Genomic DNA, 12,392 nt, shown 5'->3' on the forward strand with positions numbered 1-12,392 from the left:
CCCGATCGTTCGGGTCAGCGCCAGGCGCTGCCCACCTGCACATAAAACGCGTTCTGCCCCGGTCCATGCGCGACGTCGATGCCCATCGTCACGCCGAGCTTGCGAGCAATCAGGTAGCGAAAGCCGGTGCCGAAGCCGAACGCGGTCGGCGCATCCGAAAACGAATGCAGGTGCCCATAGGCCTTGCCGACGCCGCCAAAGCCGAGCACCGACCAGCGCGGCGTGACGTTCCAGCGAATCTCGGCTTCGGCGGTGAGCTGGTTGCTGTCCTGGAACTTCGCGTCGGACACGCCGCGCAGCGACACATACGGCTGCGCGAAAAACGGAATGTTTCCTTGCGAGAAACCGGTGTCGGCACGCAGGCCGAGCACCCAGCTTTTCGACAGCGGAATCCATTGGTAGCCACGCGCGGTTTGTTCCTGAAAGTTGGTGGAACTGCCGAGGCCGCCGCGCGCGAGGTCCGCTTCGAGCTCCGCATAGGTGCCGCTCGATGGATAGAACATGTTGTCGCGCGTGTCGTAGTCCACCACCACGCCGCCTTTGGCGACGCGCTGATCTTTCTCGAACCGGCGAATCCCTTCCGGAATGATGGGACCGAAGCGCGTACTCGCGTCGAAGAACGTGTAGCGCGGCCCGACATACCAGTGACTATTCCCGAGCCTGAACAACACCTGCTGCACGAGCGCGATACCGTCGAGCTGGTAAGCGCGCGGCTGATTCTGGATGCCGTAGTAGTTCAGATGCAGCCCCACCTTGCCGATCACGCCGAGATAGCGGATGTGGTCGTCGTCCCATGTGTGAAAGTGCATCAGGCCCGCGCCCCAGCTATGCGTGCCGGTCACGAAGCCACCGAGGCCCGTGATGTTCGGCGGCGCTTTCGAATCGTCGGGGGCGTCGGCGCTTTTCTTCGGCAGCGAGAAATAGAGCAGGCCCAGGCCGAGGCCGTAGCCGACCGCCGGTTCTGTGATCAGCGTCGGCACGGGCAAGACGCCGCGATGCGTCAGCAGCAGATTGCTCAGGTCGAATGCGCCGTCTTCGGGATCGGTGAACTTCGACTCCGCGTGGCTGTGAACCGACATGAGCAGCAACGCCGCGACCATTGCCGAGGCGCGCAACCCGCGGTTGCGGGATGCGTCGAGCTCGATGGGCGTAGCAGCGTCGCACTCGCTGTCGGCGGAAAACGGCATGCGCAAGGAACGGCGAATCAGCGAATGCATGCTCCGTTACTGGAACGTAGCGCTGATCGACAGCTCCACCGCATTGCCCTTCGGCCGGTTGCTGACGTTGAACTCGTTGACCCAACGCAGCGAAGCCGAGACCGGCGTTTTCTGGACCTTGCCCGACCAGGTCACCATCGGCCCGATCCCCACCGAATGCCCCTGATTGCCGCCGGTGAGCTCAGCAAGTCCACCGCTGTCGTGACCGAGCTGCTGAATGTAGCCACCCACCACGCCCACGCCCCAGCCGCTGCCAAAGCGCTTCAGCGCCAGCAGATCGAGCACGCTGACGGGTGCGTTGTGATAGTGCGTGTCGTTGTTGGGCGTGTAGAACTCGACGCCGTAGTTCAACGACAGCTCAATCTCTTCTTTCGGGAACAGCTTGGTATAGGCGACCGTCGGCGTGAAGGTCCACGTGTTCTGGCCGGCATTGGCAAGGCGTGTCGAGGAGTAGCCGCCTGTCGGTGCGTAGATCTGCACGCTCAACGCGACGTGATCGGTCTTGGTCAGGTGATAGCCGGCCACCACCGGCGTGAAGAAGAGGTCGGCGAACTGGGTGTTGTGATCGTTCGGCAGACGGCCGTGAAACGACGAGATGTCGGTGTACTGGAACGGCACCCCGAACGCCGACGCGAAATTCCAGCCACCCGCGGTGATGCCCCACGTCTTGACCGCATTGACGATGGTGTACACCGCCGTCACGTCGACGCCGGCAGTAATCTGGCCGGCGATAGGAATCGTCTTGCTCGCGCCCAGCGAGCCTTCGTAATAGATAGTGGTGGCCGACACGATCCAGTCGCTGCCAGGCGGGACTACCCCGGCGTAGGGCATGATCTGCTGGCCGGTGATCGGCCTGCCGATGCCGCCTTCAGTCGCCCAGCCCTGCTGGGAGATAGCAATGCCGGCGGTGGTCAGAAGCGCGCCCGTATATAACCTCGCGAGCGACCGGCTGACGGACAAACGGTTTCGGCGACTCATAGTCATCCTCATAAATTTGAGATACCGCATTCTCACTCTGCGGAACACGCTGTAAGCGAACCGCGGCCTCAGGCCGCACGCATGCGCAACAGCACGTTCCTCACGGTTCGCGCCTGATCGGTGGCGGCGTCCAGCTTCCGTCGAGTGCCGGCTGCTGCGGCCAATAGGCGCGCACGTATAACGAGAACGCTTCATTGGCCGGCGCCGGCAGCCAGTTGGCGAGTTTGTCGTCGGCTGGGCTCGTGCTCTGCACGTAGAGCGTCAACGAGCCGTCGGCGTTGAACTTCAAATCCTTGTTCTTGGTCCCGAGCGAGTAGCGGTTCTGCGCATTCGGCGAGAAAAAATGATGCGCGTTGTATAAGGTCAGCGACCAGAAGCCTTTCACCGGCGGCAAACTATCTTTGGCAAACGTCACCGTGTAGTGCGCGTTGCCATCGAGGCGCTGACCGGACGCGTCGGCGTCGGCGTAGAAATACTTCGTCTCATTCGGCTTGTTGACGAAGATGTTCGACTTCGCCACCGCCGTGCGCGTGAAGTAGTCCGTACCGAATGCGGCGCCGTTGCTGATGGTGTTCCAGTTGGCGGGCAGCCGCTTGCCGAAGGTATTGAAGTTGAACAGCGGCGTGACGAGATCCGCTTCGGCCTTGGCCGCTTCGTCGACGATCGCGGTCTTGATCGCCGGATCTTTTTGCGCCGCCGCGATCAAGGCGCGCGCCTGTGCATACAGCGCTTCTTCGCCGCGCTGCGGCGGCGTCTCGTCGAGCACCACGGGCAGTTCGTCCCAGAACCGGTTTGGATCGACCCACTTGATCTCTTCGGCGTTGCCGCCCGCGGCATCACCAGTTGCACCGAAGCTCGGCAGTTTCGACCAGTCGGTCTCCTTGACCTTGCCGTCGTACTCCGCGAGCGGATACAGCGCAACCTTTGAAATCACCGACTGCACGGCCTCGCGATCTTGCGGCGTGTCGTCCATGAAGACGCGCGGAATGAAGCTACCCACACCCGTCGACGAACGGAACACCTGGCGGATGCCCTTGGGCACCGGGCCGTGCCAGTCGGGACCGGCCAACAGATAGAAACCCGGCCGTGTGCCGTACATCTTGCCGAGACTCGCGAAACCGTCGGTGCGCAGATCGACAGCCTGATAGACCCAGAAGCGTTTGCCGAAATCAGGCACCTGCACGACAACCGGCGTCCGGTTCAGATCGAGGATCGCGGAGCCGTAGACCACGTCCTGATTCGGACACGCGACAAAACGCTCCTGCGGCTCGATATAGTCGCGCAGCATCGACAGATGATTGGGCGGCGCGACCGGCACGATGCCGCCGTTCAGACCCGGCTGCGGCACCTGCCTCATCGCCAGCAGGCGGCCGTAAACGTTCACCATCGGCCACGCCCAGAAATAGGTCTGGCGCGCCACCAGTCGCGCGTATTCTTCGGAGACCGCGTAGCCGGCCACCGGACCTGGCACGGACGCCGTAATGGCCGTCGCATGGGCCGACTGGTCCTGCTGCGTCTTCGCGAGAATCGGTGCGGCGACCGACGCAAGCACGGCGGCCGTGACCCATGTCGCGGTTTTCCTGTTCATATCGTTCTCGGGTTCGTCCATGCGCGGCTTAGCGCTTTTGCAACGCAGGGAATTTCCAGGCGCCGTCGAGCACGCTCTGGTCCGGACCATAAATCCGCATGACGAGGTCGTAGGCGCCCGCGGGAGCCGGTAGCCAGTTCGACACCTTGTCCGCGCCCGGCGACGCGCTCTGCACGTAGATATCCAGCGAACCGTCCGCGCCGTACTTCAGGTCTTTGGTTCGATCGCCGATCGAATAACGATTGATCGGATTGGCGACCAGATGACGCGCGGGCAGGTCGTACAGCGTCATCGACCAGAAGAACTTCGCGGGCGGCAGATCCTTTTTGTCGAAGTGCAACACGTACGGCTGCGAGCCGAGCAGTTGCGCGTGTTCGCTGTTCACGCGCGTGCCGACGTACACCGCTTCTTCCTTGGTGTTGCCGTAAATTCCCATCGCCGAGGCAACGGCGCGGGTGGTGTAGTCGTCTTTCAGGTTGGCACGACTGCCGAACAGGTTGAATGAACTGGTCGTGTGTTTTTCCGCATCGGCCAAAGCGGCCTTGCCGTCGGCGACGCCCGCTTCAAGCGCGGCGCGAGTTTCCGGCGGCAACGCGGCCGGATCGAACGGCGCACCCGGCGCAATGCCGATCGTCGCGAAGCGCGTCATCAATTCCTTCTCCGACGGCGCGGGCGGCTGCGTGAACTGCAGCAGGAAGTTCAGGTACGCGATGAAGTCGACCGAGGTCGCCTTCGCTTCATCCCATTTCGGAAAATCGAGCTTCGCGACGGGCGGCGGTGCAGCCGTATGCTCAAAGGTGGATAACGGCGTGAGCTTGTATTGCTTCTGGATCGCCTGAACATTTTTGACGTCGCTCGCGCCGTTGAGCGCCGTTCGGCCGAGCGTCAGGATCAGGTCCGTCTCCGAGCGGAACACCTTGTCGATGCCTTTGGGTGTGTCGCCGTGCCAGTTCGGTCCGGCGAACAGATAGTGACCCGAGCCGTTGCCGGTGGCGCGCGACCCAACGTACGCGAAGTTGTAGGTGAACAGATCGATCCACTGGAACACGTAGTAACGCTCTTTCGGCACCGCGGGCACCGTCAGCACCCACGGTTCGCGACGCAGATCGAGCCATGCCCACGAGTACGGCGTGTCGTTGTTCGGCGTCACGATTTCCTTGTTCTCCGGACCGTACGGCCGGGAGTAATTGCGGAACTTGCCGAAGCCGCCCACGTAGGACTTTGAACCGGAGTCGACTGCCTGCTGATAAAGCGTCTTGTAATTGAACAGCATCGGATACGCGTACAGGAACGCATCTTTGGCGATCGCGCGCGCTTCGTCCGGAGAGGCCATGACGGTCGCGGACGGGGTGCTGGCTTGAGCGGCGGCTGGCGTGCACGGCAACATTGTCAGCGACAGGGCGGTGGCGACCGCGCCGATTTGCAGGCGTCTAAGCAATGTCATGTCTGCTTTCTCTCAGGTTCTGGTCTATTTGCCGAACGTCATATTCAGGCCCGCGAAGATCGTGAACTTGGGCACTCCCGCGCCGGAATGGGCGACGGAGTACTGCGGTTCGATGAACGCGTTGTAGATGGTCGAACCACCCTTCCACGCCTTGCCGGCGCCGAGGCCGACCGGAATGTAATAGCTGCCGTGCTGCAGGTCGAAAGTCCACGTGCCGGTCGAGCGGATATACCAACCGCCCGGCAGGTTGAAGATGCCGAACGGTTGCGCCGTGAGCGACTGTGTGGTCGGCCGGCTGCTTTGTCCGGCGAACGAGTGCTGCCATTGCACCAGCGCGCCGAGGAGCCGCGCCTTGGTCGCACTCACGGCAACGGCGGCAAGGCCGGCCTGCCACTTGCCTGTGCCGAGGCTCGGATCGGTGGCGGTCGGCATGGTCACCAGCGGGCCTACGCCGATCTGCACGTCGCCTTGCGAAAGCAGGAAGATGTCGAACAGGTTCAAGTCACCGAGGCCGGTGTTGTACCCGCCGCTCGGGTCGGGACGCGTGCTGACCGGCACAGTGGCGCGGAAGATTTCCGGCACGCCGATCAGGCTGTTCGGGCCGATCGGTACGGTGGGGCGTAACAGCAGATCGTTGGTGTGCGCGCTCGCGCCGAACACACTCGGCGTGTAGTAATTCTGGATGTTGAATGAAGCGGCCAGATTAAGTGGGTTATTACTCTTATTGGCTTCGTCGGCCGATGCTTGCGCGAATGCCGGCGACAGCGCCACCGACACGACATATAACGCGGCCGACCAAACCGTACCTTTACAACCCATTTCTCATACCTCGTCTTCGGGCATTTTTTATAGGCGAACGCATTCCTTTGCTCAACGCAAATAAAAGCAAAAGGAACCAGCGTCCGTATTTTCGAATTAAATCGAATTAGTTTCGGGCATGCGTTCGCTCACCCGGCAGCTACGCACAGCTGGGTAAAAAATGCAAAGCAGATGAGGCCCGCGATTAAATCGCGTTGAGTCTCTCAATCAAATTGAAAAGCCGCTGCGGCTGCACATAGAGCTTGCATGGAGGCTCCTTGAACAAGAGAAACGCGAAACCCAACGAAGTATGTCGCCGATAAAGTTTCCCCGTGACTACATCGTTGCGGAATATTAGCAAACGTTTCTCAAAATTACAGAGATAAATTTGTAACACGATCGAAAGGAACGTCGGATCAAAGGCGGCGCATACTTTTTCCCGAATTCAATTAGCATTTTTTCGCCACATCTCTATGCGGTTTTTAGGCGCATTCAGAAAAGCGGCACGCATTTCCAGCAATCCAGGCTGACTGACTTAAATGGCTGTTTGGCGAAAAAACGCTCGCAGGGGCTGCAATAACCGCTTTACCCGTTAGACTGGCGCTCGCTTAAAGTTCGACCCACCGCTTTGATGAGGCCTTCATGATTCGCACGATGTACCGGTACTGCATTGCCTTGACCGTCGCGGTTCTTTCCGCTTGCACCGTCACGCCGCATCACGACGCGAGCGGGTCACCGGCCGGTGTGTCGACGTCCGCCGCGCTGGCCTCATGGAACGACACGGCGGCCAAACGCTCGATCGTCGATTTCGTCACGCTGGTCACAACGCCCGAGTCGAAGGACTTCATCGCGCGCGCTGACCGGATCGCCGTGTTCGACAACGACGGCACGTTGTGGCCGGAGCAACCCGCCTCGACGCAACTCGTGTTCGCGCTGCAACGTGTAAAGGCGGTGGCTGGCCGGCATCCGGAATGGAAACGGCAGGAGCCGTTCCGCTCGATTCTGAGAGGCAATCTGAAGAGCATCGCGGCGAGTGGCGACGCCGGCTCGATGAAGGTCATGGCAGCGGCGACCGCCGGCATGACTAGCGATCAATTCGCCGCGCTCGTGCACGAATGGTTCGACTCCGCGAGCGACCCGCGCTTTAACCGGCCGTACGCCGACCTGGCGTATCAGCCGATGCTGGAATTGCTCGTCTATCTGCGCGCCAATGGCTTCAAGACCTATCTGGTGACCGGCAGCGACGTCGACTTCGTCCGCGATCTGGCGCAGCGCGTGTATGGCATCCCGCCGGAGCAGGTGATCGGTAGCACCGTCAAATACAAGTACGGCCAAACGAACGGCGCGGTTTCGTTGACCCGGTTTGCGCAGGTCGACAATCTGGTCGACGGCGCGGCGAAACCGCTCGCTATCGATCGCGTGATCGGCAGGCGTCCGGTGATCGCTTTCGGCAACGCGGACGGCGACGTGCCCATGCTCGAATGGACCTCGGCCGGCGACGGCCCCCGCCTCGCGGTGCTAGTGCATCACACCGACGGCGCACGGGAATATGCGTACGACCGCACCGCGAAAAGCGGCAAGCTCGACAAAGGCCTGGACGAAGCCGGCGTGAAGGGCTGGCTCGTCGTCGATATGAAGGATGACTGGAAGACGGTGTTCAAACCGGATAGCACGGCAGCGGGTGCGGCACCGTCTGATTAATATTGCTCGCCTAGCGAGTCAGCGTGATCACCAGATAACTGACGTACAACACGCCGCACACCAGCAACGCCCACACCGGCACACCGCGTTCGCGCACATTGATCCGCAGCCACGCAGCGGCGGCGAGCGTGATCACGATGCCGGTCACCACTTCAATGCGCGGCGTCCACGGCGTCAGCAGTATTCCGATCGCGGGCAGCAAGGTGCCCTGAAACACCATCGCGCCAGTGATGTTGCCGAACGCCAGCGTGTCCTTGCCACGGCGAATCCACAGGATACTGTTGACCTTCTCCGGCAACTCAGTGGCGATCGGAATGATCAGCAGCGACAACAGCAGCGGCGAGACACCGAGTCCCTGTGACACGCCCCGCACACCGTGGATGAAGCCTTCCGCGCCCCACACCAGCAACGCGACCGCCAGCGCCAGTTGCACCGCGATGCTCGCCAGATTCGTAGGCAAGCCAAGACGCGACAACAGCATCTTGCCGGGCGCTTCGGTGCCATGGCCGGCGTCGACCAGTTTGTTCGACGCGCGAAACGTCATCACCACATAAGTAACGTACACGCCGACCAGCGCCGCGCTCAACAGCGCCCGCACGATCATCTCTTCGTGCGGCACGTACATTGCCGCAGCCGCCAGCACGAAGGCGCACAGAAAGTAGTTCAGATCGCGCGTGAAACCGGTGCGCTCCGGCGTGACCCAGCCTTTGGCGCCGCGCGAGCCGAGAATCGCGAGCGTCATCAGGAAGGTGGACAGGGTTGAAAGCATCAACGGTGCGCCGAGGATCGCGCCGACGCCGATCTCCTGATTGACGACGCCATCGGCCGTGCCGCCGGCAATCGCGAGCAGCGGAACGAGGGTTTCGGGCAATGCGGTACCGACGGCCGCGAATAGCGAACCCGTCACGCCCTCAGAGATTTTCAGGCGCTCGCCAAGATGTTCGAGCGCATTGGTAAAGAGTTCGGCCGCCACCAGAATGACGACCAGCATGATGGCGAGTTCGAGGAGCAGACCGCTCATGCATGGCTCCCAGAAAAAGCAAAGAGGAAGCGGCACGACAGACGGCCAAGTGGGGAGACTGGCAGGGTACAACGATATTTCACAGGGCAACTCCGCGGCCGGACGTAGTGACAAACCAATGACGCACCGCGCCCCGTCCGACCAGAACGAAGCAGTACGCCAATGGTCTCGCCAAACCGACCCGGTCGAACGCGCCATGACCCGCAGGTCAAGTATGTTGACGCGCTCTCCTTCAATGATTGAAGGAAGGCTACTCCCCAGTGACTGGTGGATTCTAATGGGACGGACGGCTTTCAACAAGCTTGGAATCTCGCGCATGTTGCGGTGCCTCCGGGGCTCGCCACATCGGTCCGACGATGCAACGCGAGGCGTGCGGGTGTGCGATTGCCCCGCTGGTAAGATCACTCACCGTCTACGACAGCAGCGAGTCTTCACATGAGTTATCAAAATCGCCAGTGGTTTTACGTCAAACGTCCCGAAGGACGAGTTAGCGATGAGCATTACGAGTTGCGCGAAAGCGAACTCGACGACAATTTGTCCTCGAATGAGGTGTTGATCCGGGCGCGCATCGTCAGCGTCGATCCGTACATTCGCATCCAGCAGCACGAACGCAATACCTACGATGTGCCGCATCCGCTCGGGATCGTCCAGCGGGCAGGCGTGGTGGGTGAAGTGGTGGCGTCGGCGAGCCCGCTGTTCAAGCAGGGCGACTGGGTGTCGGCCTATAGCGGCTGGCAGTTGTACGCCAAGTGCCATCATAGCGAGTTGACCAAACTGAACCCCGACGCAGCGCCGGTTTCGACCGCGCTCGGCGTGCTCGGCATGCCGGGACGCACTGCGTGGTTCGGTTTGATGGAAGCGGGCCGTCCGCGTCCGGACGACACGCTGGTCGTGTCCGGTGCCGCGGGTGCGGTTGGCTCGCTGGTTGCGCAGTTCGGCAAGCGTGCCGGCTGCCGTGTCATCGGGATCGCGGGCGGTCCGGACAAGTGCGCGTTTCTGACCGACACGTTGAAACTCGACGGCGCGGTCGACTACCGCGCGCATCCTACGCTCGAAGGCTTGCAGTCAGCGCTGCAAGCCGCGACCGGTGGCGTCGATGTCTATTTCGACAACGTAGGCGGCATGGTCACCGACGCGGTCATTCCGCTCATCAAGCGCCGCGCGCGAATCGTGATCTGCGGCGCGATCGCGCAATACGACGGCGGTCTCGACACGCCCGACCTCGCGCCGCGCTTCTTGCAGCACATGCTGTTTCAGCGCGCGACGATTCAAGGGATTCTGGCGCGCGACTTTGTGCACCGGATGGACGAGATGCTGCAGACCGTCGCACCATGGGTGAAGAACGGCGAGATTGTGTATCAGGAGACGTACGTCGATGGTTTCGACGCGTTGCCGAACGCGCTGAATAGCCTGTTCGAAGGGAAGAATCTCGGGAAGCTGCTGGTCAGAGTGTGATCAGCGCCAGCGGGATATCTATTCCGCTGGCTCGATCTGGCGTACGGCTGGCGATGCAGTCGAAACGATGCGCAAACAGGGGCGGCGGAGGAACAAGACAAGAGACGCTCAGAGACAAAATTGACGTCCAGCAGTGACGTCTCTGAGGGGATTTTGTACTGAATTATTCAGATCTGATGCAGGCAAGCCGCTAATTTATAACGACTTAAGTTGGTGCGCCCGGCTGGGATCGAACCAGCAACCCCTGCCTTCGGAGGGCAGTACTCTATCCATTGAGCTACGGGCGCTTCAACACGAAAGCGCGGCAACCTGAACAGGAGCGACGCCAAAGCGAGACCGAAAGGATACCCGGTTTCAGCGACACCGTCCACCGGACGGCCTATATGGCGGCATTTGGCCCGTTCCCGGCGCCGTTGCGCAGGTGCCGCCCGCGCCGCGCGATGCGGGTAAACGCCTGCTGAACACCTCGCCGAGCCCCTCGCCGCCGTCGAAAGCTTGCGTCTATAATCGTCCGTGCCTGATTAAAGAACAAGAAGTTGCCGTCACGCTGTACCGCTCACATACCCACGGAGACGAGACAAGCATGAGCGAAGCACCACACGGAGCCCCAATCAAAACCCCCGGGCAGCTCATCGCCGCGATCGTTGCCAGTTTTGCGGTACCGATCGTCATCATCGTTCTGCTAGTGATCTACGTCGATAATTCGACGCGCACCGGCGCCGGCACCGACAGTCTTTCCGACGCCGAGGTCAGCGCGCGCATCAAGCCGTTCGCTCAAGTCGACATTCGCGACGCCAACGCGCCGCGTGTCTACAAGTCCGGCGAAGAGGTCTACAAAGCCGTGTGCTCCGCGTGTCACGCGGCGGGTACCGCCGGCGCGCCGAAATTCACCAATACCGCTGACTGGGCGCCGCGCATCGCGCAGGGCTTCGACACGTTGTGGCACACGGCGCTCGCCGGCAAGGGCGCGATGCCCCCGCGCGGCGGCACGAGCCCGGACGACTATAGCGACTTCGAAATCGCCCGCGCGGTGGTTTACATGGCGAACAATTCCGGCGCGAGCTTCCCTGAACCTGCGCAACCGGCAGCGGGTGCGGCAGCCGCCGCCTCGGGCGCCGCGGCCGCGGCGCCGGCGGGTGCTTCGGACGCAGGAGCCGCACAAGCCGCTGCCGCGATGGCAGCCATGGCGAGCGTGCCGCAAGCGGCCGCACCGGCAGCAGGCGGGACACAAAGCGCGGACGCCTCGCAAGCCGGCAAGGCGTTGTATCAGCAGGTTTGCCAGGCGTGTCATGCGGCCGGCGTGCTGAACGCACCGAAATTCGGTGACAAGGACGCGTGGGCGCCACGCCTGAAAGAACCGATGGACACGGTCTACAACTACGCCCTGCACGGCAAGGGCGCAATGCCGCCCAAAGGCGGATCCAATGCCTCCGACGCCGACGTGAAAGCCGCCGTCGACTACATGGTCAGCGCGGCGAAATAGGGCTCTTCCGGGACCGCCTCCGGCGCTTGCCGCAAAAGGCAAAAATCCCTGCACCGTGGCGACACGGGCAGGGATTTTTTCATGGGGAATCGGGACGCGCTTTGCGCGCCGCGAGGTCAGGTGCCTGCCGGTGCAACCGCGGGACGGCTGAACGCCTCGACAAAGGCCAAGGCCGGCATGCTGCGCGCGAGCGACGTAAAGCGCGCGTGCAGGTCAGCTGGCGCAAGCCAGGGATAGCTCAATCCATCTTGCAACGCTTCGAGCAACTTGCCGTCGGCGTCGGGTACGACGTCCATGCGAGCAATGTGGATATGGAACGCCGTGACAGCCGGCGTCGCGTCGAAACTCCACCGATACACGCCGTGGCCGACGCGCAATGCGCCGGTTGCCCGTTCGCACATCACCACCAGCCAGGGCAACGCGTCGATCGTGCCGTCGTCCACCGCGAGTGAATCGCACACATAATAGGTGCGGCACTGCACGTACTGGACGCCGAAATCGGTGACGAGCGTTTTCGCGATCGCATCAGTGCCGACTGTGCGCGCCGGGAACGCGATATTCGACGTAGCGAGCGAAATGGTGAGGACCGCATCCGGTGCAAAGGCCTCGGCGATGCGGTTCGCACGCGTGTTGTCTTTCGCGTCGATGTAGGTTTCGAGCGCGCGGCGATAGTGCGCGAGCGGCGGCATGGGCATGCGAACGGTCTC

10 protein-coding genes, 1 tRNA gene and 1 riboswitch are annotated in these 12,392 nt (G+C 62.0%); of the genes, 3 read left to right on the forward strand and 8 right to left on the reverse strand.

What is annotated here, in order from left to right:
• Positions 1-14: 14 nt before the first annotated feature.
• From PQR53_RS14455 to PQR53_RS14475, 5 genes are all read right to left on the reverse strand, one after another.
• On the reverse strand, positions 15-1,217 hold the full coding sequence (locus PQR53_RS14455) for a BamA/TamA family outer membrane protein (protein ID WP_408454724.1): 1,203 nt from the start codon (positions 1,215-1,217) through the stop codon (positions 15-17).
• 6 nt (positions 1,218-1,223) lie between these two features.
• Positions 1,224-2,195, reverse strand: coding sequence for a SphA family protein (locus PQR53_RS14460; RefSeq protein ID WP_408454727.1), 972 nt, complete (start codon positions 2,193-2,195; stop codon positions 1,224-1,226).
• Between the two features lie 100 nt (positions 2,196-2,295).
• Complete coding sequence (locus tag PQR53_RS14465; protein ID WP_408454730.1) at positions 2,296-3,783, reverse strand: DUF1254 domain-containing protein; 1,488 nt, start codon at positions 3,781-3,783, stop codon at positions 2,296-2,298.
• Positions 3,784-3,811: 28 nt separating this feature from the next.
• The gene (locus tag PQR53_RS14470; RefSeq protein ID WP_408454733.1) at positions 3,812-5,227 is read right to left on the reverse strand and encodes a DUF1254 domain-containing protein; all 1,416 of its coding nucleotides are present in this window, start codon (positions 5,225-5,227) and stop codon (positions 3,812-3,814) included.
• A 24-nt stretch (positions 5,228-5,251) separates the two neighbouring features.
• Entirely contained in the window at positions 5,252-6,046 is a 795-nt protein-coding gene (locus PQR53_RS14475; RefSeq protein WP_408454735.1) for a hypothetical protein, read from the reverse strand.
• 621 nt (positions 6,047-6,667) lie between these two features.
• On the opposite strand from PQR53_RS14475, the gene PQR53_RS14480 reads away from it, so the two are divergent.
• Positions 6,668-7,726 carry an HAD family hydrolase gene (locus tag PQR53_RS14480; RefSeq protein WP_408454737.1) on the forward strand — a complete coding sequence of 353 codons (1,059 nt, stop codon included), beginning with the start codon at positions 6,668-6,670 and terminating at the stop codon, positions 7,724-7,726.
• A 10-nt stretch (positions 7,727-7,736) separates the two neighbouring features.
• On the opposite strand, the gene PQR53_RS14485 is transcribed toward PQR53_RS14480, so the two are convergent.
• Positions 7,737-8,747: a sodium:calcium antiporter gene (locus tag PQR53_RS14485; protein WP_408454740.1), complete on the reverse strand. Its 1,011-nt coding sequence runs from the start codon at positions 8,745-8,747 to the stop codon at positions 7,737-7,739.
• A 96-nt stretch (positions 8,748-8,843) separates the two neighbouring features.
• Positions 8,844-9,018, reverse strand: a riboswitch (yybP-ykoY riboswitch).
• Positions 9,019-9,182: 164 nt separating this feature from the next.
• Between PQR53_RS14485 and PQR53_RS14490 the strand changes: the two genes are divergently transcribed.
• On the forward strand, positions 9,183-10,202 hold the full coding sequence (locus tag PQR53_RS14490) for an NADP-dependent oxidoreductase (RefSeq protein ID WP_408454743.1): 1,020 nt from the start codon (positions 9,183-9,185) through the stop codon (positions 10,200-10,202).
• 211 nt (positions 10,203-10,413) lie between these two features.
• On the opposite strand, the gene PQR53_RS14495 is transcribed toward PQR53_RS14490, so the two are convergent.
• Positions 10,414-10,489, reverse strand: a tRNA-Arg gene (locus PQR53_RS14495).
• Positions 10,490-10,785: 296 nt separating this feature from the next.
• Between PQR53_RS14495 and PQR53_RS14500 the strand changes: the two genes are divergently transcribed.
• A complete protein-coding gene (locus PQR53_RS14500) occupies positions 10,786-11,685 on the forward strand; it encodes a c-type cytochrome (protein WP_408454745.1) in 900 nt (299 codons plus the stop codon).
• 116 nt (positions 11,686-11,801) lie between these two features.
• Here PQR53_RS14500 and PQR53_RS14505 read toward each other — a convergent pair whose 3' ends face one another.
• A complete protein-coding gene (locus PQR53_RS14505; protein ID WP_408454748.1) occupies positions 11,802-12,380 on the reverse strand; it encodes a hypothetical protein in 579 nt (192 codons plus the stop codon).
• Positions 12,381-12,392: the final 12 nt, after the last annotated feature.

The organism is Paraburkholderia fungorum, assembly GCF_046027605.1.
GTDB classification, from domain to species: Bacteria; Pseudomonadota; Gammaproteobacteria; order Burkholderiales; family Burkholderiaceae; genus Paraburkholderia; species Paraburkholderia fungorum_F.